General features: G+C 68.5%; 19 protein-coding genes. 9 read left to right on the forward strand and 10 right to left on the reverse strand.

Translation table 11 applies throughout. The features are described 5' to 3' along the window. Nucleotides 1–618: 618 nt before the first annotated feature. Nucleotides 619–1455, forward strand: coding sequence for a hypothetical protein (locus tag F0L46_RS04560; protein ID WP_149815855.1), 837 nt, complete (start codon nucleotides 619–621; stop codon nucleotides 1453–1455). A gap of 21 nt (nucleotides 1456–1476) precedes the next feature. Here F0L46_RS04560 and F0L46_RS26020 read toward each other — a convergent pair whose 3' ends face one another. From F0L46_RS26020 to F0L46_RS04570, 3 genes are all read right to left on the reverse strand, one after another. Beyond that, entirely contained in the window at nucleotides 1477–1647 is a 171-nt protein-coding gene (locus tag F0L46_RS26020; RefSeq protein ID WP_188311851.1) for a hypothetical protein, read from the reverse strand. 144 nt (nucleotides 1648–1791) lie between these two features. Further along, the gene (locus F0L46_RS04565) at nucleotides 1792–3006 is read right to left on the reverse strand and encodes an NADP-dependent isocitrate dehydrogenase (protein WP_149815856.1); all 1215 of its coding nucleotides are present in this window, start codon (nucleotides 3004–3006) and stop codon (nucleotides 1792–1794) included. Between the two features lie 141 nt (nucleotides 3007–3147). After that, nucleotides 3148–3591: a phospholipase A2 family protein gene (locus tag F0L46_RS04570; protein WP_149815857.1), complete on the reverse strand. Its 444-nt coding sequence runs from the start codon at nucleotides 3589–3591 to the stop codon at nucleotides 3148–3150. Between the two features lie 137 nt (nucleotides 3592–3728). On the opposite strand from F0L46_RS04570, the gene F0L46_RS04575 reads away from it, so the two are divergent. From F0L46_RS04575 to murI, 4 genes are all read left to right on the forward strand, one after another. Further along, a complete protein-coding gene (locus tag F0L46_RS04575) occupies nucleotides 3729–4478 on the forward strand; it encodes an RNA methyltransferase (protein ID WP_149815858.1) in 750 nt (249 codons plus the stop codon). 65 nt (nucleotides 4479–4543) lie between these two features. Further along, entirely contained in the window at nucleotides 4544–5695 is a 1152-nt protein-coding gene (locus F0L46_RS04580; protein WP_149815859.1) for a dienelactone hydrolase family protein, read from the forward strand. A gap of 126 nt (nucleotides 5696–5821) precedes the next feature. Continuing rightward, nucleotides 5822–7123 carry a flavin monoamine oxidase family protein gene (locus F0L46_RS04585; RefSeq protein ID WP_149815860.1) on the forward strand — a complete coding sequence of 434 codons (1302 nt, stop codon included), beginning with the start codon at nucleotides 5822–5824 and terminating at the stop codon, nucleotides 7121–7123. Nucleotides 7124–7229: 106 nt separating this feature from the next. Beyond that, nucleotides 7230–8099 (forward strand): glutamate racemase, encoded by an 870-nt coding sequence (gene murI / locus F0L46_RS04590; protein ID WP_149815861.1) that lies wholly within the window; start codon nucleotides 7230–7232, stop codon nucleotides 8097–8099. Between the two features lie 12 nt (nucleotides 8100–8111). Here murI and F0L46_RS04595 read toward each other — a convergent pair whose 3' ends face one another. From F0L46_RS04595 to F0L46_RS04605, 3 genes are all read right to left on the reverse strand, one after another. Next, the gene (locus F0L46_RS04595) at nucleotides 8112–8849 is read right to left on the reverse strand and encodes a TerC family protein (protein ID WP_149815862.1); all 738 of its coding nucleotides are present in this window, start codon (nucleotides 8847–8849) and stop codon (nucleotides 8112–8114) included. 75 nt (nucleotides 8850–8924) lie between these two features. Beyond that, the gene (locus F0L46_RS04600) at nucleotides 8925–10004 is read right to left on the reverse strand and encodes a tartrate dehydrogenase (RefSeq protein ID WP_149815863.1); all 1080 of its coding nucleotides are present in this window, start codon (nucleotides 10002–10004) and stop codon (nucleotides 8925–8927) included. Between the two features lie 139 nt (nucleotides 10005–10143). Next, nucleotides 10144–11013: a DUF2182 domain-containing protein gene (locus F0L46_RS04605; protein WP_149815864.1), complete on the reverse strand. Its 870-nt coding sequence runs from the start codon at nucleotides 11011–11013 to the stop codon at nucleotides 10144–10146. A gap of 89 nt (nucleotides 11014–11102) precedes the next feature. On the opposite strand from F0L46_RS04605, the gene F0L46_RS04610 reads away from it, so the two are divergent. Next, nucleotides 11103–12305, forward strand: coding sequence for a UbiH/UbiF family hydroxylase (locus tag F0L46_RS04610; protein WP_149815865.1), 1203 nt, complete (start codon nucleotides 11103–11105; stop codon nucleotides 12303–12305). A 4-nt stretch (nucleotides 12306–12309) separates the two neighbouring features. On the opposite strand, the gene F0L46_RS04615 is transcribed toward F0L46_RS04610, so the two are convergent. Next, a complete protein-coding gene (locus tag F0L46_RS04615; protein WP_149815866.1) occupies nucleotides 12310–13392 on the reverse strand; it encodes a CaiB/BaiF CoA transferase family protein in 1083 nt (360 codons plus the stop codon). Nucleotides 13393–13399: 7 nt separating this feature from the next. Beyond that, nucleotides 13400–14371 carry an AEC family transporter gene (locus tag F0L46_RS04620; RefSeq protein WP_149815867.1) on the reverse strand — a complete coding sequence of 324 codons (972 nt, stop codon included), beginning with the start codon at nucleotides 14369–14371 and terminating at the stop codon, nucleotides 13400–13402. Nucleotides 14372–14663: 292 nt separating this feature from the next. On the opposite strand from F0L46_RS04620, the gene F0L46_RS04625 reads away from it, so the two are divergent. After that, nucleotides 14664–15719: an HpcH/HpaI aldolase/citrate lyase family protein gene (locus F0L46_RS04625; protein WP_149815868.1), complete on the forward strand. Its 1056-nt coding sequence runs from the start codon at nucleotides 14664–14666 to the stop codon at nucleotides 15717–15719. A 49-nt stretch (nucleotides 15720–15768) separates the two neighbouring features. Beyond that, on the forward strand, nucleotides 15769–16098 hold the full coding sequence (gene hspQ, locus F0L46_RS04630) for a heat shock protein HspQ (protein WP_149815869.1): 330 nt from the start codon (nucleotides 15769–15771) through the stop codon (nucleotides 16096–16098). Here the strand turns inward: hspQ and gcvA are convergent. Beyond that, nucleotides 16095–17000 carry a transcriptional regulator GcvA gene (gene gcvA, locus F0L46_RS04635; protein WP_149815870.1) on the reverse strand — a complete coding sequence of 302 codons (906 nt, stop codon included), beginning with the start codon at nucleotides 16998–17000 and terminating at the stop codon, nucleotides 16095–16097. The genes hspQ and gcvA overlap by 4 nt on opposite strands. A gap of 283 nt (nucleotides 17001–17283) precedes the next feature. After that, nucleotides 17284–19002 (reverse strand): SulP family inorganic anion transporter, encoded by a 1719-nt coding sequence (locus F0L46_RS04640; protein ID WP_149815871.1) that lies wholly within the window; start codon nucleotides 19000–19002, stop codon nucleotides 17284–17286. A gap of 109 nt (nucleotides 19003–19111) precedes the next feature. Between F0L46_RS04640 and F0L46_RS04645 the strand changes: the two genes are divergently transcribed. After that, entirely contained in the window at nucleotides 19112–20086 is a 975-nt protein-coding gene (locus F0L46_RS04645) for a quinone oxidoreductase family protein (RefSeq protein ID WP_149815872.1), read from the forward strand. Nucleotides 20087–20122 lie beyond the last annotated feature (36 nt).

Genomic DNA, 20122 nt, shown 5'->3' on the forward strand with positions numbered 1-20122 from the left:
CGATACACTTGTCAAAGAGCAACGGGCACACACCCAGAAACCAGAGGCACGAAGCCCACACGGCGCCCGGAAAACCCAGGAAGCAGAACCAACCAACCGGCCGGCGCCGCCCCGATGAACACCATGTAGACCTAACCAGAGAAACTGTCAACAAGGCTCCAGAAAAAAGTTGGAGCCAACTCGTGGACCGTTCTCAAGCATCTCCAGAATTCAGACAAAGCATTGCTTTCCGCAGAAAACAGGTGTTTTCTTCGGTGATGCCCGGCCGAACCTTATTCGGATCGACGAAACCAGTGATGTTGCAGAGGAGCACACAGGCGCCCTGGTCGAAACCATAGGCCGGAGCTCATGCGGATCTCTCCAGCGACGGCGACCCGTCGGCGCATGTGCTAGGGAACGCTGGTTCCCCGCTATCATGGCAGAAGCGCAGAAGGCGCCCCGGGGCTTGAGGCCTCGGATCGACCGTTCAGGCTTGTCAGGAGGCGACGCTCGTCCGATCGACGTCGGCGTCACGGCGCTCGATATAATCGATCCGGGCGGGGACGCAAGGGGGTCAGGTCGGCCCTCCCGGGAGCTCGCCCGGACAGGGCTCCGGCCGTTCACCGATCGAAGGGTACCATGCTGGCCGAACTGCTGCTGCGTCTCGCGACCCCGTCAGTCCTCCACCGGTCCCTCGGCTTCGTGAGCGACAGCGTCGCCCTTTGGTCGCGCGCCACGCGGCGGCGGTCCGATTGGGCGCCGCACGAGGAGCGATGCAAAGGGCTCGTATGCGAGGCGATGCGGGATCTGGAGCGCCGACATACGGCGCTCGTCCTCGGGTCGGGTCTGTGCCGGGACATTCCCCTCGAGGCGCTCTCCGACGGCTTCCAGCGGGTCATCCTCGTGGACGCCGTCCATCTCCCGTTGATTCGTCGTCGCGCGAGGCGCTTTGCCAACGTGTCGCTGGCGACGGTCGACCTCACGGGCGTCGCCGATTGGCTGCTCGGACGCGCGGATCGACGCGGCGACCCGCTCAGGCCGTTCGTCGCCGATCCCGCGATCGATCTCGTCGTCTCCGCGAACGTGCTGTCGCAACTGCCGCTCGCGCCGGAGCGCTACCTAGCCCGCAATGGGCGCCCCCATGTGCCGGAGGACCTGCCCGAGCGCATCGTCGGCTGGCACATCGACGATCTGGCGCGGTTCCGGGGGCGCGTCTGCCTCATGACCGACGTCGAGTGCCTGGACGTCGCAGCGACGGCTCGTGGCTTGCGCGCAGCCGAACCACCCGGCGGCCATGCCGTCTTGGCACGTCTCGATCTGCTGCGTGGTCACGAGCTGCCGGTGCCGGATGCGGCATGGACGTGGACCGTCGCTCCACCTGGCGAAGTCGAGCGAGGGGTCGCTCTCGTCCATGTGGTTCATGGCTACAAGGATCTCGCGGCCACCTGGCGAAGAACGGCTCATCCCGCCCCGTGAGAGGCGGGCAGGGCAGAGGAGCTATTCCTCCTCGCTAAGCAGCACGTCGTCGAGGGTGTCGGCCATCATGTCGAGCTGGTCCAGGGTGGCCTCGATCTCGATCACCTCGCCGCCCTCGAGCTCGATCGTCAGGCGGGTATGATCGCCGTCCGGAACGGCGAGGAAACGTTCGAGCTTCTTCGGCTTGGGCATGGTCTCTCCAGAACGGGTTCGACGACGGGCCGGACAGGCGAAACACACGATCGGCGGGACCCGTTCCGCCGACCCGGGCGGGGGATCATCCGACGAAAAAGCCCGGCGCGAGGGCCGGGCTTTCTGATGGTTCTGCGCCTGGGATCAGGCCGACATGGCCTTCTTGAGGTTCTCGTCGATCTTGTCGAGGAAGCCGGTCGTGGAGAGCCACTTCTGGTCGGCGCCCACCAGCAGGGCGAGGTCCTTCGTCATGAAGCCGGCCTCGACCGTGTCGACGCAGACCTTCTCCAGCGTATCGGAGAAGCGGGCGAGCTCGTCGTTGCCGTCGAGCTTGGCCCGGTGGGCAAGGCCGCGGGTCCAGGCGAAGATGGAGGCGATCGAGTTCGTCGAGGTCTCCTTGCCCTTCTGGTGCTCGCGGTAGTGCCTGGTCACCGTCCCGTGCGCGGCCTCGGCCTCGACGGTGCGGCCGTCGGGGGTCATGAGCACGGAGGTCATGAGGCCGAGCGAGCCGAAGCCTTGCGCCACCGTGTCGGACTGGACGTCGCCGTCGTAGTTCTTGCACGCCCAGACATAGCCGCCCGACCACTTGAGGGCCGAGGCCACCATGTCGTCGATGAGGCGGTGCTCGTAGGTGATCCCGGCGGCCTTGAATTTGTCCGCGAACTCGTTGTCGTAGATCTCCTGGAAGAGGTCCTTGAAGCGGCCGTCATAGGCCTTCAGGATCGTGTTCTTCGTGGAGAGGTAGACGGGGAACTTGCGGTTCAAGCCGTAGTTCAGCGAGGCGCGGGCGAAGTCGCGGATCGAGTCGTCGAGGTTGTACATCGCCATGGCGACGCCGGCGCCCGGGAACTTGAATACCTCCTTCTCGATGACCGTGCCGTCGTCGCCCTCGAACTTGATCGTCATCCGGCCCTTGCCGGGAACCTTGAAGTCGGTGGCACGGTACTGGTCGCCGAAGGCGTGACGGCCGACGACGATCGGCTGCGTCCAGCCGGGTACGAGGCGCGGCACGTTGCGGCAGATGATCGGCTCGCGGAAGATCACGCCGCCGAGGATGTTGCGGATCGTGCCGTTCGGCGACTTCCACATCTCCTTGAGGCCGAACTCCTGCACGCGCTGCTCGTCGGGCGTGATCGTGGCGCACTTCACGCCGACGCCGTGGCGCTTGATCGCCTCGGCCGCGTCCACCGTCACCTTGTCGTTCGTGGCGTCCCGGTGCTCGACCCCGAGGTCGTAATATTCGAGGTTCACGTCGAGATAGGGGTGGATCAGCTTCTCTTTGATATTCTGCCAGATGATCCGGGTCATCTCGTCGCCGTCGAGCTCGACGACCGGGTTGGCGACCTTGATTTTCGCCATCATTCTCACCTTGGGCTTGAGTGTCTCGTCCGTCGGCGGCTGCCGACGCTGTCGAGGCGGGCCTATAGCGCGGCCCGTGCCGTGGGGGAAGCGAAGCCTTGGTCTAAGGCCCGGTTTTCCGCGGGCCTCCCGTACGGTTGTCTACCGGCAGGGCAGGATCTGGAACGCCGCCGCGACGCTCGCCGCGCGCCGGCGAAGCTCGGGCGACTGGCCCGGATCGTCGGCAATCGCGAGGCTCCGCTTCTCGATCAAACGATCGCAGGAACAGGCGCTATCGCCGACGCGGTCGTAGCACTCGTCGTGGGCCTTGCAGGTCGCATCGAGGACGTCGATCGGATCACCGCCGAGATTGCCCCGCCCACAATAGTGTCCGTGGAACGGCACTCGCCCTGCGATCGCATCCCGGAACGCGCCCGTGGGCGGGGGAGGGGGGAGCTTGGTCGGGTCGGGGGGTAGAGGGGCTGGAATGGGGTCGCCCTCGATGACGATCGCGGGTTCGTCGGTAGTCGTACGGGGTTCCGTCTGCGCCACGCCCGGGCTCGCGAGGAGCACCAAGAGGAGAGTGGCAGCGATTTCACGCAACATCGGACGAGACGGCTCCTCGCGGGCCGGAACCCCGCCTGCTTTCAACCGAATTCCGGGATGACTGGTTCCGCGATTTGCCCTTTTGCAGCTCGTGCCGAGCCCTTAATGACGGGGCGTCCCTCCGCCGAGGTCCAGTCATGGCCGTCCCCGATCTCGTCGCCCCCGCCATCATCCTCGTCGAGCCGCAGATGGGCGAGAATATCGGCATGGCGGCCCGTGCGATGGCGAATTTCGGGCTCACGGAATTGCGGCTCGTGGCCCCCCGAGATGGCTGGCCCAGCGAGAAGGCGGTCAGCGCGGCGGCCGGGGCTGCCAAGATCATCGAGGGGGCCCGCCTCTACCCCGACGCGCGCAGCGCGGTGGCTGATCTTCACCTCGTGCTGGCGACGACGGCTCGGGAGCGGGGACAGATGAAACGGGTCTTCTCCCCCGAGGAGGCGATGGACCCGATCCGCGAGAGGCTAGCCGTGGGGCAGCAAGTCGGCATCCTGTTCGGGCGCGAGCGGACGGGTCTCGAGAACGACGAAGTCTCGCTCGCCGACGCGATCGTCACCTTCCCGGTCCATCCCGCCTGCCCGTCGCTGAACCTCGCGCAGGCGGTGCTTCTGGTCGGCTACGAGTGGTTCAAGCGAGAGACCGGCTCGGCCTTGCCGTTCGGGGGCGAGCCCCTCTCCCCGCGGGCCCCGCGCGAGATGCTCGTCTCCTTCTTCGACTACTTGGAGGGAGAGCTCGACGGCGCCGCTTTCTATCCGCCGGACAAGAGGCCGATCATGGCCCGCAACATGCGCGACATGTTCCTGCGCATGGAGATGACGGAGCAGGACATCCGCACGATCCGCGGGGCCGTCAGGGCGCTTGCGGAAGGGCGAAGAGTGAGAAAAGGTTAACGCGACTGTGTGAAACCAGGGAGCCCCTCCGCTGGTGGCTCCAGCGGATCTCCGAAGGCCCTCCCATGCGCCGCACGATTTTCATTGCCCTCGCGCTGACCGCGATCCTCGCGGCGCCCCCCGCCTTCGCGGCCAAGCCGCCCGACCAGGCCCAGAGCGGGCCTGGCGGCACGGACTACGTCACCAAGGACGTCGCGAAGCGAGCGCTCGGGCGGGCCAGCGCTCCCATCTACGTCTTCCATCCGGCCGAAGCCGCCGCCGAGCCGCGCCCCGTCATCGTGTTCCTGCATGCATGGGGGGCCAACAACCCGGCCATCTATGGCGGCTGGATCGAGCATCTGGCGCGCAAGGGCAACCTCGTCCTCTTCCCCCGCTATCAAGACGTGAACCGGACCCGGCCGGCGGACGCGACGGCCAACGCGGTCCAGATGACCAAGGAGGCATTCGCTGCGCTCGCGTCCGACGCGAACGCGCGTCCCGACCTCGAACGGGTCGTCTATATGGGCCATCTTGCGGGAGCCGCCGTCGCCGCGAATCTTGCGGCGGCCGCTCCCGAGACCCAGGGGCTGCCGCGGCCGAAGCTCTATTTCGGGCTGATGCCCGGCGGCATCGCGAGCGACGCCAAGGAGCGGGGCATCATGCTGGAGGCGCTCGACAAGATCGACGACGCCCTCATGGTGACCATGATCGGCGACCGGGATCACATCCCGTCCGACCGAGCCGCGCGGCGGATCCACCGGGGGGCGAGCGGGGTCGCGCTGGAGCGCAAGGCCTTCCTGCGGATCCTCTCCGACGACCATGGCTTCCCGCCCGTGTCGGCGACCCTCGCCTCGCCGGGCTCGTACAACGCGGCCTATGACGGAACGAAGCTTCAGGCGCCGCCGGATCCGCCGCGCGACCCGAAGGGGCAGCGCTGGAAATGGTCGGCCGACATGGCGCTCACGGGTCCCCAGACGGTCATCTCCCAGCAGCTCGCGTCGAACGCCACGGACGTGCTCGACTACAACGGCTTCTGGAAGACGCTCGACCTCGCCATGCAGACGGCATTCGCGAACGGCGACGGCATGACGCTTCGCCGCATCCCGGCGCTGTTCGAGATGGGGCGCTGGAGCGATGGGTGGCCGGTTCGCCGCATCACGGCCGACAACCTGAAGCCCGAACCGCCGGCGGCAAGCCGGCCGCCCTCGGCAGCCGCAGCCCCGGCGGGCAAGCGCTAGGCGTCTCTCAGGCCGGGGTCGCGCACGCACGTTCGCGTGATCGGTCATCTTTTTGCTTTCCTCGCGCGTAGTGTTGGCACGGCACCGCTTGTTGCTTGGGCGGTGGCCGGCCCACAGGACGCATCCATGCAGGTCACCCGACGCTCCATCGTGCTCGGCGCGGCAGCCGTTGCCGCCGTGCGCCCCTCGGTCGCCGCGAGCGATGTCGACGTGGCGGTCATCGGGGCCGGCGCCGCCGGCATCGCGGCGGCTCAGGAGCTGACCCGCAGCGGGCGGTCTGTCATGGTGCTCGAGGCCCGCGACCGGGTCGGCGGCCGGGCCCACACCGACACGTCGCTCGGGATCCCGTTCGACGCCGGAGCCCTCTACATCCACTGGGGTGAGCGCAATCCCTGGAGGAAGATCGCCGAGGAGCTGAAGGTCCCGCTCGAGCCCGACGGCTGGGGCGAGGTTCCTCTCGTGTTCCGGAACGGCCAGCGCCTGTCCGAATCGGAGCGGGCTCGGCGGCGTGGCGGATTCGGCTGGGTCTGGAGCGCGATCGAGCAAGCGGGCGAGGACCGCTCGTTCGTCGATGCCGTACGCAACGCACCCCAGGAGGTGCTCGACGCGGCGGCCGGCCTCACCCTGTTCTCGCTCGGCGAGGATCCGCAACGGGTCTCGGTCGCCGACTACCAGGAGCTCTGGAGTGGCGACGACTACCTCGTTCCGAGCGGCTATGGAGCGCTCGTTGCCCGGGCAGGACAGGGGCTGCCCGTCCGGCTCGGCACGCCCGTGACGGCGATCCGGTGGGACGGGCCGGCGGTCGAGATCGAGACTGCGACGGGAATTCTCAAGGCTGGGGCCGTGGTCGTCACCGTGCCGGTCGGGGTGCTCAAAGCCGAGGGCATCCGCTTCACGCCCGACCTGCCGAGCGCCACGCGAGACGCCCTCGATGGGCTCGGGATGGGCGCCTACACGAAGATCGCCTTGCGCATCGACCGCAAGCGGATCGAGCCGCTCGAATCGACGAGCTATTTCGAGATCGGCGACAACGGAGCCGTGACCTCGTACGATTTCTGGCCGTTCGAACGCGATCTGATGATCGCTCTGCTCGGGGGCGACCATGGCCGGGCTGTCTGCGAGGCCGGCGAGCGCGAGGCTGTCGCCTTCGCGACCGATCGCCTGGCAGCGATGGTCGGGGAGCGCGCGCGCAAGGCCGTGACCGGTGGCCGGCTCGCGGCGTGGTGGACGGATCCATACGCGCATGGCAGCTACTCGATCGTGAAGCCCGGACGGCTCGCTGCCCGCGAGGCCTTGCGCCAGCCCGTCGGCGGCCGAATCCACTTCGCCGGCGAGGCGACGGCGGGCGGCGGCGCCATGACGGTCGGGGGAGCGACGCTGGAGGGCATCCGCGCCGCGCAGACCATCATCCGGGGCAAGAGCGGGTGAAGCCGCAGGAGCGTGCATGCCTCACGAAACGCTTCCCGCTCCCAATGATTTTTAACGATCATCGCCGAAGCTGGCGGTCCGACCGGTCCCCAGGCCTGCTTCTCCCATGCGCGTCGACCTTCTTGCCGGAGCCGCGGCTCCCTTGCGCACTGTGATCACACCCGTGCCGACGATCCTCGTCTTCGATTCTGGGGTGGGTGGCCTCTCCGTCTTCGCGGAGCTGATCCGCGTGCGTCCCGACGCGCGGTTCGTGTACGCGGCCGACGACGCCGGCTTTCCCTATGGCGCCCTCGCGGAGGACGCTCTCGTCTCCCGCGTGGTCGCGGTCATGGAGCGGCTGATTCGGCGCACGGCGCCCGATCTCGTGGTCGTCGCCTGCAATACGGCCTCGACCCTGGTTCTGCCGCACCTGCGGCGCCATTTTCCGGACCTGCCATTCGTCGGGACGGTCCCCGCCATCAAGCCGGCCGTGGCTCAGTCCACGAGCGGGCTCGTCAGCGTGCTCGCGACGCCCGCGACGGTGGTGCGGGACTACACGCATGACCTGATCCGCACCTATGCGAGCGGCTGCCGCGTCACCCTCGTGGGCTCCCGGCGCCTCGCGGGAATCGCCGAGGCGGAGCTGTGCGGCGCGCCCGTGCCCGACGCCGAGGTGCTGGCGGAGCTCGCGCCGTGCTTCGTCGAGGCGGACGGCGCAAGGACCGATGTCGTCGTCCTAGGCTGCACCCACTTCCCGCTGCTTAAGGCCCGTCTCGAAGCTGTCGCGCCCTGGCCCGTCGCGTGGGTCGACCCCGCACCCGCCATCGCACGTCGCGTGGTACAGCTCATCGGCGGGCCACTGGCCGGTCACGAGGGGGACGGCGACGACGCGACCGCCATCTTCACCAGCGGCGCGGGGATCACGCCCGCCCTCAGACGTGCCCTGGGCGAGCGCGGGCTGCCGGCGATCGAGCTCGACGCGATGCCGATGGGCTGATCCCCCGAGGCTCTAGACGCTCGTCGCGGTATCCCGGCTCGACCGGCGCGAGAGGACGAACCCGACAGCCAGCACCAGGATCGCACCCAGGGTAGCAGCGCCGTACAACACGGGTCCCGTCGGATGGAAGCCGCTGACATGCGTGGCGTCCGGCACCACAAGGCTCGGATTGCCCGACAACCAGCTCATCAGCGCGGGATCGGTCACGATCATCTCGGCCGCGATCCAACCGAGAAGGGCGGCGCCCGCCCAGACCAGAAGGGGGAATCGCTGGATGATCGTGGTGATCAGCGTGGCACCGACCATGATCAAGGGAATCGAGAGGAGGAGCCCGAAGATGAACAATTCGGGGTGGCCCTTCGCGGCGGCCGCGATCGCGACCACGTTGTCGAGGCTCATTACGGCGTCGGCGATGGCGATGGTGCGCACGGCACGCCAGAGATTGTCGGTCTCCGCGATCTCGTGCGTCTCGTCGTCCTCTCCGACGATGAGCTTCACCGCGATCCAGAACAGCAGGCCCCCGCCGATGATCCGCAGGTACGGCACCGCGAGCAGATAGCTGATGATCAGCGCGAACACGATCCGAAGCCCGACCGCCACGCCGGCGCCGAGCAGGATGCCCGTGCGCCGCTGGTGAGGAGGCAGCGAACGGCAGGCAAGCGCGATGACGACGGCGTTGTCGCCGGACAGGAGGAGGTCGATCCAGATGATCTGGAGAACCTGGACGACGAACTGACCTGAGAAATCCATGAAAAGCGGGTACCGCGAAACGTGGCCGATGGCAATCGCACGACCAAGGCGGCGTGTAGTTTCGCGGCTGCCGGCTCAGGCCAGCATGTCGGCGATCGCCTTGCCGCAAATGGTGGTATCGGCCTGGCCCTTGAGATCGCGCGTGCGCAGCCGCTCGTCGGCGAGAGCCCGCTCGATCGCCGCCACGATCTCGGCCGCTGCTTCGTGCTCGCCGAGGTGCTCCAGCATCATGGCGCCGGACCAGATTTGGCCGACGGGGTTGGCGATTCCCATGCCGGCGATGTCCGGCGCGGAACCGTGAACCGGCTCGAAGAGGGACGGCGAGGTGCGATCCGGGTTGATGTTGCCGGACGGCGCGATGCCGATCGTCCCCGTGCAGGCGGGGCCGAGATCCGAGAGGATGTCGCCGAAGAGGTTGGAGGCCACGACGACGTCGAACCAATGCGGGTTGAGGACGAAATGCGCCGTCAGGATGTCGATGTGGTATCGGTCGTGCGCCACCTCGGGATAGGCGCTCGCTATGACTTCCACCCGCTCGTCCCAGTAGGGCATCGTGATCGAGATGCCGTTCGACTTCGTGGCGGAGGTCAGGTGGCGCTTGGGCCGGCTTTGCGCCAGCTCGAACGCGAAGCGCAGAACCCGGTCGACCCCGACGCGGGTCATGATGGTCTCCTGGATCACTACCTCGCGCTCGGTGCCCGGGAACATGCGGCCGCCGATGGACGAGTACTCGCCCTCGGTATTCTCACGCACCACCCAGAAGTCGATGTCGCCGGGCTTCCGGCCTGCGAGCGGGCAGGGCACGCCCGGCATCAGCCGAACCGGCCGCAGGTTGACATATTGGTCGAACTCCCGCCGGAACTGCAGGAGCGAGCCCCAGAGCGAGACGTGGTCCGGGATCTTGGCCGGCCAGCCCACCGCGCCGAAGAAGATCGCGTCGTGCGTGCCGATCTGGTCCTTCCAGTCCTCCGGCAGCATGCGGCCGTGCCGCTCGTAATAATCGTAGGACGAGAAATCGAACCAGTCCTGCCGCAGCTCGAAGCCGTGCCGGCGGGCGACCGCTTCGAGCACCCGCACACCCTCCGGCATGACCTCCTTGCCGATGCCGTCGCCCGGAATGACGGCGATGCGGTAGACGCGGTTGGTGGCGGCCATGGAATCGTCTCCCTCCGAGCAGCTGCGACGGCAGCCTAGAGGTTTTTCGCGTCGGGTCGATCCGGTGCGCGCCGGGAATCGAGGCCTCCTTCCGGCGTGAGCTTGCCGCGGGAGCCTCGCCGACGAGCGCCCAAACCCGTCAGAAACCTCCGAACGCGAGGAGGCGAGCCAGCCCGACGGCGCTGAGGGACAGCGCCGTTCCGGCCGCAAGGAACGCGACGCCGATGCCTCGCGCGAACCGGGCGCTTCCCGAGAGCTTCTCGGCCGCAATCAAGGCCGAGAACAGGGCCATCCAGATCAGGTTCATCGCCCCGATCGCGAGCATGACCGCCATGAGCGCCCAGCAGGACCGAAAGCACCGCATGCCCTCGGCGACGCCGAGACGCAGGACACCGCGCACGTCCTCGGCCCAGAACTCGCGCAACAGGGGAGTGGGATCCCGGAAGCTGGTCAGGCAGGCCAGCTTCGTGGGCGAGAACTGGTACAGGCCCGCAGCGCCGAGGCCCGCTCCCGCCAGGATCGTTGCCGCGGGTGCCGGAATGGCGACCCCGGTCAGCGCGACGCCGACGAACGCCTGCGCGAGGGCGGCAAGAACCGACACAGCAGCCCAAGAGGCGAGATAGCCGAGCGCCGGCACGATCGGCGAGATCGTACGGTGACCGCGGCCCCCGCGCTCCTCCGCGATCTCGGCATAGCCGACAAGGAACGCGCTCGCCGTCGGGAGCATCATCGCAACGCTCATGGCGACCCACAGGCCGGCCGCAAGGCCGATAGCCGCGGCTCCCTCCAGAGCGGATCGCGCTCCCAGGATGCCCCCGGGCGAACACAGGGCCCCAAGAAACGCGGCGATTCCCGCCTCGCGGCGCCAGGCTTGCGCGAGAAGAACCGTCCAGGCCGCAAGCGTCAGCACCGCTGTCAACCCGAGGGCCACGGGAACGGGGCGCAGGAGCATGGGAGGCGGCGCGCTGAGCGTCGGGGCCTTCACGGCGTAAGCGTCCCTGTGCCACATGGGCGAGGTTCCGAAGTCGGGCTTGAGTCCGTGGCAGGTCAAGCCGGCGTTGAGTTTAGGGGATGGCAGTGAACTCCGATATTCGCGGAATGCCTGACGCAACCGCCGAGATTGCAGTCGTCGGCGCGGGCGCGGCCGGCCTCGCGGCTGCCCTCGCTTTCCACCGAGCCGGGTTCGACACCGTGCTCGTCGGGCTGATCGAGCCTCGAGCCGACGGGCGGACGGTGGCCCTCCTCGATGGCTCCGTCCGCATGCTCCGACGCCTGGGCGCCTGGGAGCGCCTCAGGGACGACGCCGCGCCGCTCGAGACGATGCGCCTCGTCGACGACACCGGCAGCCTGTTCCGCCCGCCTCCGGTGGCCTTCCAGGCGAGCGAGATCGGGCTGGAGGCGTTCGGCTGGAACGTCGAGAGCGCTCGCCTGGTGCGCGGCCTCGGAGCGGTTCTGGAGGAGACGGAGCTCCGCCGGATCGATGCGGGGGCGGAGGGCTACTCCACCGAGGAGGATGGTGCGGTGATCGCCCTTGCGGGCGGAGGAAGCGTGCGCGCGGGACTTGTCGTGGCTGCGGACGGGTGGCGCTCGGTCCTGCGCAGCCAGGCCGGCATCAAGGTCCGGGAGTGGTCCTACCCGCAGGCTGCGCTCACGACGATCCTGGCGCATGACCGCGACCACCGGGAGATCTCGACAGAATTCCACACCCGCCATGGCCCGTTCACCCTCGTCCCGCTCCCCGGACGCCGCTCGAGCCTCGTTTGGGTGACGAACCCGGTGGATGCCGAGCGACTCGGCGAGCTCGACGATGCGGGGCTCGCCCTGACGATCGAGCGGCAGGCCCATTCCATCCTCGGCGCGATGCGAATCGACGGTCCGCGCGGGCTCGTGCCAATGACGGGGCTCTCGGTCGACCGCTACGGCGCCGGGCGGCTCGCTCTCGTCGGCGAGGCGGCCCACGTGTTCCCGCCGATCGGCGCCCAGGGGCTCAATCTCGGCCTGCGCGATGTGGCGGCCCTCGTCGATGCCGTCTGCGACGCTCGCGAGGCGGGCGAGGACATCGGCGGCGAGGGAGCCTTGCGCCGGTACCAGCGCGGCCGCGATCTCGACGTCCGGCTTCGGACCACGGCCGTGCACGCGCTCAACAGGACGCTTCTGACCGACTTCCTGCCGGCCGACCTGCTCCGCGGCGCCGGCCTTCTGGTCCTGGACAACATCCGGCCCCTGCGGCGCATGGTGATGCGGGAGGGCGTACTGCCTCGCCTGAGCACGCCGCGGCTGATGCGCGCCGAGGCACGCTGACCGATCAGTCCTCGTCGAGCCCCGGTACCGTCCGGACCTCTTGGGGATCCCGTCTCAGATGCGGGCCGATCGGCAGCGGCGTTCCGGGCAGGGTCGAGCCGGACGACAGGTGGGCTCGCGCCCCGAACAGGCCCCTGGCGGCAAAATGCGGGTCGGAGGTCGCCTCCGCGAGGGATGCCACGATCGTGCAGCAGCAATCGCGGGAGGCCAGCGCCGCCTGCCACTCGCCGGCATCGCGTGCCGCGACGAGCCTCGCGACCTCGGCCCGGGTCGCCGAAGGATCGGCGCGGTCGTCGCGCAGCGCCGGGGCGAGCGCAATCGCCTCGCAAAATGCCATCCAGAACTTCTGCTCCAGCGCTCCGACGGCGAGATAACGGCCGTCGCGGGTCGGATAGAGCGCGTAGCGAGGAGAGCCGCCTGCGAGGAGATTTTCATGGGCGCCCGGATAGCGCCCCGTCGCGGCCCCCTCGGCGAGAGCGAACCAGGCGAAGGTGAACATCGCGTCCGCCATGGCGATGTCGAGGCGGCTGCCGCGTCCCGTGAGATCGCGCTGGCGCAGGGCGAGCAGGATGTTCATCACGGCCGGCATCGCGCCTCCCGCGATGTCGGCCACCAGGGCGGCGGGCATGGAGGGCGCCAGCGACAGCAGGCCCGTCACGGCCTGGTAGTTGAGGTCGTGGCCGGCCTCCCCCGCCCGCGGGCCGTCCTGCCCGTATCCCGTGATCGAGCAGTAGATAAGCCGCGGATTGGCGGCGGACAGCGTCTCGTAGCCGAGCCCCAGCCGATCCATCACCCCGGGCCGGAACTGCTCGACCAGGACGTCGCAGGTGGTGAGCAGCGGGCGCAGGCACTCCATAGCGTCCGGGGCCTTGAGGTCGAGGACGAGGCTCTCCTTGCCCGCGTTGAGCACCGCGAAGGGAGCGGACGTCCCCTCGACATGCGGCGGGAAGCCCCGCATGTCCTCGCCGCCGGGCCGCTCGACCTTGATCACGCGCGCGCCCGCTTCTGCGAGAATGAGCGTCGTCAGGGGCCCTGGCAGGAGCGTGGAGAAATCGAGGACGGTGATGCCGGCGAGCGGCAGGGTCATGGGCAGCTCACGATGGAAAAAGGTCGGGCCGCAGAGTGCCCGTCTTCACGAGCCAGAGGAACCCGGTGAGCGTCACGATGGACACGATCGTGCCGATGAGCACGCAGGCCGAAGCGCGTTCCACGCCGACATCGTACTGGGTCGAGATGACGAAGATGTTCAGGGCCGGCGGCAGCGCGGTCATGATGATGGCGGCATAGACCCAGAGGGGATCGAAGTCGCCGAAAGCCGAAAGCAGCACCCAAACCAGGAGTGGGTGGAGCACGAGCTTGATCGCGACGAGCCAGGGTACCTCGCCGGGGACCCGGCCGAGCGGGCGCAGGGCCACCGTGACGCCAAGCAGGAACAGCGCGCAGGGTGCAGCCGAGCCGAACAACCAGGTCACCATGCGGTCGATCGGGGCGGGCAGGGTGAGATGGAGATAGCTTGCCGCGACGCCGAGCGCCGTCGCGAGATTGAAGGGGTGTGTCGCGATGCGCCAGCCGATCTCGGCGAGCGTCGCCGGAAGGCTTCGCTTCTCCACCCCCGCCAAGGCCATGAGCAGCGGCACGAGCGAGAACAGGAGCAGGCTGTCGAACACGAAGATGAGAACGACCGGCGGGCTCGCGGCAGGTCCCAGAGCCGCGAGGATGAGCGGCGGGCCCATATAGCCGATGTTCGAGTAGGCCCCCGCGACCCCCTGCATCACGGCCTGCGGCAGCTCGCGGGTGTAGCGGTAGCCGATGGCGAGCGCGAGCGAGAAGGCCAGGAAGGTCGAGAGCGTGGTGGCGACGACGAAGCTCCAATTCGAGAGCTCGTCCAGGGGCTTGTCGGCGATCAGCTTGAAGAAGAGGCAGGGGAGCGCGACGTAGATCAGGTAGAACTGCATCCAGGCGAGCCCGCCCTCAGGGCGGCGAACGACCTTGCCGCAGAAGAAGCCAAGGCCGATCAGGCCGAAGAAGGGCACGACGAGATTGAAGAGCCCGACGAGGTCGGACATCGCGGGCTCCGCGTGGCACGGGGGAAAGCGCCGTGTAGGCGGGATGCGACCAGGGCGCAAGGCACGCACTTCCCCTCCCCCTTGTGGGGAGGGGTTGGGGGTGGGGGTCGGGACGCCACCCGCCGTCGGTCCAGGATCAAGCCTGTACGAGCGTGCGTCCTCCAAACCCGTTCCCGCCAGCTTCGGCTTTTTGACCCCACCCCCTGCCCCTTCCCACAAGGTGGAGGGGAGGGCGCTTGACCTCTCGCTCTGGCCCCCCGAGAAGGCAACTGCCGCAACGGAGGCCTGCGCTATGAAACTGCCCCGCCGCTTCTTCCAGCCCCTGGCCGCCGGCGCGCCGCAGCCCTATCGCGATCTGCCGGTGCGGCTCGAGCGCATGATCCATTTCGTGCCGCCGCACCTGGACAAGGTCCGGGCCAAGGTCCCCGACCTGATCCCCCAGGTCGACGTGATCCTCGGAAACCTCGAGGACGCGATTCCGGCTGACATGAAGCTCGAGGCGCGTCGCGGCTTCATCGCGATGGCGAAGGCCAACGATTTCGGCGGGACGGGGCTATGGACCCGGGTGAATGCCCTGAACTCCCCATGGCTCCTCGACGACCTGATGGAGATCGTCGCTGAGGTCGGCGACAAGCTCGATGTCGTGATGGTGCCCAAAGTCGAGGGGCCATGGGATATCCACTACATCGACCAGCTCCTCGCCCAGCTCGAAGCCCGCCATGGCGTCTCGAAGCCGATCCTCGTTCACGCGATCCTGGAGACGGCGCAGGGCGTCGCCAATGTCGACGCGATCGCCTGCGCCTCGCCGCGCCTGCATGGCATGAGCCTCGGGCCCGCCGATCTCGCCGCGTCGCGGGGCATGAAGACCACGCGCGTCGGCGGCGGGCATCCCGACTACCGGGTGCTCGCCGATGCCACGGAGGGGACGGCGCGAGCATCCTACCAGCAGGATCTCTGGCACTACACGATCGCCCGGATGGTCGACGCCTGCCAGGCCAACGGGCTCAAGGCCTTCTACGGCCCGTTCGGGGACTTTTCGGACGCGGCCGCCTGTGAGGCGCAGTTCCGCAACGCGTTCCTCCTCGGCTGCGCCGGCGCCTGGACCTTGCATCCATCCCAGATCGAGATCGCCAAGCAGGTCTTCGCGCCGGATGCCGGCGAGATCGCTTTCGCCCGCAAAATCCTCGCTGCCATGCCCGACGGCACGGGCGCCGTGATGATCGACGGCAAGATGCAGGATGACGCGACCTGGAAGCAGGCGAAGGTAATCGATGATCTGGCCCGGATGATCGCCGCGAAGGATCCGGAGCAGGCCCGTGCGCTCGGCATCGATGCCGCGGGTGATTGAAAAGCCTGGCCTCCCGCTTAAATCCTGCGTTGACGAGGGAGTTGGGGGCATGGAGACGCAAACCGCACGGTTCACCATCGGCCAGGTGGTGAAGCACCGCATCTTTCCGTTCAGGGGCGTGATCTTCGACGTCGATCCCGTCTTCGCGAACACCGAGGAATGGTGGCTCTCGATCCCGCAGGCCGTGCGCCCGCGCAAGGATCAGCCCTTCTACCACCTGCTCGCCGAGAATGCCGAGACCGAGTACGTGGCCTACGTCTCGGAGCAGAACCTGCTTGCGGACGAGTCGGGCGAGCCCCTGCGCCATCCGATGATCCGGGAGGTGTTCGCGATCGGCCCCGACGGCTCGTACCGCATGCGCAGCGAGGCGGCGAACTAGCCGGCGCTCACGCCGTCCTCCGCCATCTCGGCGAGGAGCCAATCCCTGAACTGCCGGATTTTCGGCACCCGGGCGCGCGCTGCCGGGTAGACGAGCCAGTAGGAACGTCCGGTCCCGGCGACGACGTCGAAGAGCTGGATCAGCCGACCGCGTTCCAGGTCGCGCCGGAACAGGGCTGGCGTGAGGAGCGCCGCGCCCTGGCCGTCGATGGCCGCTGCCGCGTCAAGATTCTGGCCGCCGAAGGCAAGGTCCGGCTTCGTCGAAAGATCGACGCCGGTCACCCCGGCCGCGTCGAACCAGATCGGCCACCACGGATCGGAGTGCGTCATCAGGGGCACCCGCCGGAGATCCGAGGGCTCCCGGAACGGGCCATGCCGCTCCAGGAAGCAGGGACTGCACATCGGTGTGAAGTGCACAGGCAAAAGCTCGTGGCAGGCCAGACCCGGCCAATCTCCTGCATGGCCGCTGCGCAGGGCCACGTCGTAGGCACCATCGTCGAGTTCGACCATCTGCCGCGACGGATCGAGCCGCACCGCGATCTGCGGGTGGGCGACCTGAAAGCGCCAGAGCCGCGCCACGAGCCAGGTGGCGGCCAACGTCGGGATCGCCGTGATCGACAGGACCGAGTCGTCGACTCGCCGCACGTCGGCGAAGGCCGCGTCGAGCGCGTCGAACGCCTCGCGCACCTGCGGCGCGATCCGCCGCCCGGTCGCGGTCAGAGACACCTCCCGCGGGCGACGCACGAACAGGGCCTGACCCAGCCGATCCTCCAGCATCTTGATCTGATAGCTCACGGCAGCCTGCGTCATGCCGAGCTCCGCAGCGGCCCGGGTGAAGTTGCCGTGGCGAGCCGCCGCCTCAAAGGCGCGAACGGCGGTGAGCGGCGGAAGTCGGCGGGTCATGAGCCCAAACTCTCCTTATGACAGAGGCCTGAGCTTCACTTTGTCAGATCGGCGGGCCTCGCACCATAGTGCTTCGACACCAGGAGTCGGCCATGCTGATGAGAACGCCCGAGCCACCCCGCCGTAGATCGCCCGCAGAACTCGTATGGCATCTGATCGCTGCATTGGTGGGCCGGTCCCCGCCGATCAGCCACGGGGCCATCGACGATCTTCCCGACCGGCTCCGCCGTGACGTCGGCGCGCCGCCGAGGCTGCCCTCCCGCTACGATCCCCACACGAAGGGTTAGGTGTGCTTATGCCTCGCGAGCTGCCGCGCCGCCATGCGGGCGTCCGCTACGCTCGGCGCAAAGCCGATCTCGGGCTCGAATAGGCCCTCGTTCTCCAGCTCGGCTCGCACGGGCGGGCTCGCTCCCGCCACCCAGGCCGCAGCTCCCCGCCGACGGGCCCTGGCGAGGAAGGCATGGAGGGATGCGGCGGCGTCGGCGTCCACGAGAGGCACGGCGGAGAGATCGAGGATCAAGGTGGCCGGGTATTCGCCGATGCGCTCGAGCACCCAGGCGATCCGGGTCGCGGCGCCGAAGAAGAGGGGGCCGCTCAGGCGCACGACGACGAGGTCGCGCCGCACCTCGTCGGAGAGCGCCGCGCTGCGGGCGGGGTCGACGATGTCGCGCCGGTCGCCCGCGGGCATTGGCTGGCCGAGCTCCACCGCGACGAGACCGGCCATGCGGTGCATGAACAGGAACGACCCGAGCACCACGCCAGCCACGATCCCGTCCGTGAGATCGCGAATCACGGTGAGAAGGAGAGTCGCAAGGAGGACCACCGTTTCGCCGCGCCGTCGCCGCACGATCGCGACGACCTCGTGCCGCTCGGCCATGTTCCAGGCGACCACGGCCAGCACACCCGCCAGAGCGGCGAGCGGTATGTAGGAGGCAAGCGGCGCCGCGAGCATCATGAAGCCGAGGAGAAAAGCCGAATGCAGCATGCCGGCGACGGGCCCGATGGCGCCCGAGCGCACGTTCGTGGCCGTTCGCGCGATCGTGCCCGTGACAGGGATGCCGCCGAACAGCGCCGAGGCGACGTTCGCCACTCCCTGCGCGACGAGCTCGCAGTTCGAGCGGTGGCGCCGCCCGCTCATGCTGTCGGCCACCATCGCGGAAAGAAGCGACTCGACGCCGCCGAGAAGCGCGATCGCGATTGCGTCGGGAAGGATGTCCATGGCCTTGGCCCATGTGACGGGCGGGAGACCGGGGACGGGCAGCGACGACGGCACGCCGCCGAACCGCGACCCGATCGTCTCCACGCCGAGACCCAGGAACGCGGCCGCGGAGGTCGCCACCACCACGGCCACGAGCAGGTTCGGCAGCGCGGGCGCGTACCGTCGCAAGCCGACGATGAGGGCGATGGTGAGCCCGGCGACGGCCGCCGCCGCGGGCGTGAGCGTCGGAAGCGCGACGGCGAGGGCCTGGAGCTTCGGAAGAAGCGCTGCCGGCTCCTTGGTGGCGAGGCTGAGCCCCAGAAGATCCCTGATCTGGCTGGCGAAGATGATGACGGCGATCCCGGCCGTGAAGCCGACGATGACAGGATGCGGGATGTATTTGATGTAGGTGCCCAGCCTCAGAAACCCGACCGCCGTGAGCATCACGCCGGCCATGAGGGTTGCGAGCGCGAGGCCGTCGATCCCGTGCCGGTCGATGGTCGCCGCCACCAGCACGATGAACGCGCCAGCCGGCCCGCCGATCTGGAAGCGGCTGCCGCCGAGGAGCGACACGATGAAGCCGCCCACGATCGCCGTGTAGAGGCCCCGCTCGGGCGTTGCCCCAGAGGCAATGGCGATGGCCATCGAGAGCGGAAGCGCCACGATGGCGACGGTCAGGCCCGCGAGCGCATCGGCCCGAAGCTGTCGGGTGCCGTAACCCTCGCGCAGGACGGTGACGAGCTTCGGGGTAAACAGCTCGGCGAAGGTCGGTTCGGGGAGGGCAAGGCGGCGCTGCTGCAACATCGGTCGGAAAGCCCCCTGGCGCATCCATCGTGCCGGCGGCCATTGCTCGGCGCGTCGCGGACTACCTATGATGCCGCGCAACGGGCGGGCGCGACAGGGAGAACGGACGATGGGGACTGCTATACGGGTTCACGCGCATGGAGGGCCCGAGGTCCTGACCGTCGAGGACGTCCCGACGCCGCTGCCCACAGCGGGAGAAATCCGCGTCCGCCACACCGCGATCGGCGTCAATTTCATCGACACCTATTTCCGCACGGGCCTCTACAAACCCCCGGCGCTGCCGTTCATCCCCGGCAACGAGGGCGCCGGGATTGTCGAGGCGTTGGGGGAGGGCGTGACCGGCCTACGCGTCGGCGAGCGGGTCGCCTATGTGGGGACGCTCGGATCCTATGGGGCCGAGCGCGTCCTGCCGGCGCAGTCCGTCGTGCGCATCCCGGACGGGATCGACGACGACACGGCGGCGGCTATGATGCTGAAAGGCATGACGGCACAGTACCTTCTTCGGCGCACCTTTGCCGCGAAGCCCGGCGACACAATCCTCTTTCACGCCGCTGCTGGCGGAGTGGGACTGATCCTGTGCCAGTGGGCGAAGCACCTGGGCTGCACTGTCATCGGCACCGTCGGATCGCAGGATAAGGCGGAGCTTGCCCGGGAGAACGGCTGCGACCACGTCATCCTCTACCGGGAGGAGGACTTCGCGGCGCGGGTCAAGGAGATCACGGGCGGGGCGGGCTGCGCGGTGGTCTATGACGGCATCGGCAAGGCGACGTTCCCGGCCTCCCTCGACTGCCTGCGCCCGTTCGGGACCTTCGTGAGCTTCGGGAACGCCTCGGGGCCGGTCCCGCCCTTCGATCTAGCCCTCCTGTCGCAGAAGGGCTCGCTCTTCGCGACCCGGCCGACGCTCTTCACCCATATTGCTAAGCGCGAGGACCTCGAGGCGATCGCAAGCGACTTGTTCGAGGTGGTGCGCTCCGGCGTCGTGCGTATTCCCGTCCACGCGCGAGCGAAGCTCGCTGACGCGGCCGACGTCCACCGGGCTCTGGAGGGCCGGGAGACGACCGGCGCGACGGTGCTCCACCCGTAAAGAGGCAGGGGCTCGCCCCACAGAGGGGAGGGGCCT

Origin of the sequence: Salinarimonas soli (genome assembly GCF_008386575.1) — a bacterium.
Taxonomy (GTDB): Bacteria; Pseudomonadota; Alphaproteobacteria; order Rhizobiales; family Beijerinckiaceae; genus Salinarimonas_A; species Salinarimonas_A soli.

Bases quoted from the DNA above. Each gene is read 5' to 3' on its own strand.
- F0L46_RS04560 (WP_149815855.1), top strand. From the start codon at position 619: ATGCTGGCCGAACTGCTGCTGCGTCTCGCGACCCCGTCAGTCCTCCAC.
- F0L46_RS26020 (WP_188311851.1), bottom strand. From the start codon at position 1,647: ATGCCCAAGCCGAAGAAGCTCGAACGTTTCCTCGCCGTTCCGGACGGC.
- F0L46_RS04565 (WP_149815856.1), bottom strand. From the start codon at position 3,006: ATGGCGAAAATCAAGGTCGCCAACCCGGTCGTCGAGCTCGACGGCGAC.
- F0L46_RS04570 (WP_149815857.1), bottom strand. From the start codon at position 3,591: ATGTTGCGTGAAATCGCTGCCACTCTCCTCTTGGTGCTCCTCGCGAGC.
- F0L46_RS04575 (WP_149815858.1), top strand. From the start codon at position 3,729: ATGGCCGTCCCCGATCTCGTCGCCCCCGCCATCATCCTCGTCGAGCCG.
- F0L46_RS04580 (WP_149815859.1), top strand. From the start codon at position 4,544: ATGCGCCGCACGATTTTCATTGCCCTCGCGCTGACCGCGATCCTCGCG.
- F0L46_RS04585 (WP_149815860.1), top strand. From the start codon at position 5,822: ATGCAGGTCACCCGACGCTCCATCGTGCTCGGCGCGGCAGCCGTTGCC.
- murI (WP_149815861.1), top strand. From the start codon at position 7,230: ATGCGCGTCGACCTTCTTGCCGGAGCCGCGGCTCCCTTGCGCACTGTG.
- F0L46_RS04595 (WP_149815862.1), bottom strand. From the start codon at position 8,849: ATGGATTTCTCAGGTCAGTTCGTCGTCCAGGTTCTCCAGATCATCTGG.
- F0L46_RS04600 (WP_149815863.1), bottom strand. From the start codon at position 10,004: ATGGCCGCCACCAACCGCGTCTACCGCATCGCCGTCATTCCGGGCGAC.
- F0L46_RS04605 (WP_149815864.1), bottom strand. From the start codon at position 11,013: ATGTGGCACAGGGACGCTTACGCCGTGAAGGCCCCGACGCTCAGCGCG.
- F0L46_RS04610 (WP_149815865.1), top strand. From the start codon at position 11,103: ATGCCTGACGCAACCGCCGAGATTGCAGTCGTCGGCGCGGGCGCGGCC.
- F0L46_RS04615 (WP_149815866.1), bottom strand. From the start codon at position 13,392: ATGACCCTGCCGCTCGCCGGCATCACCGTCCTCGATTTCTCCACGCTC.
- F0L46_RS04620 (WP_149815867.1), bottom strand. From the start codon at position 14,371: ATGTCCGACCTCGTCGGGCTCTTCAATCTCGTCGTGCCCTTCTTCGGC.
- F0L46_RS04625 (WP_149815868.1), top strand. From the start codon at position 14,664: ATGAAACTGCCCCGCCGCTTCTTCCAGCCCCTGGCCGCCGGCGCGCCG.
- hspQ (WP_149815869.1), top strand. From the start codon at position 15,769: ATGGAGACGCAAACCGCACGGTTCACCATCGGCCAGGTGGTGAAGCAC.
- gcvA (WP_149815870.1), bottom strand. From the start codon at position 17,000: ATGACCCGCCGACTTCCGCCGCTCACCGCCGTTCGCGCCTTTGAGGCG.
- F0L46_RS04640 (WP_149815871.1), bottom strand. From the start codon at position 19,002: ATGTTGCAGCAGCGCCGCCTTGCCCTCCCCGAACCGACCTTCGCCGAG.
- F0L46_RS04645 (WP_149815872.1), top strand. From the start codon at position 19,112: ATGGGGACTGCTATACGGGTTCACGCGCATGGAGGGCCCGAGGTCCTG.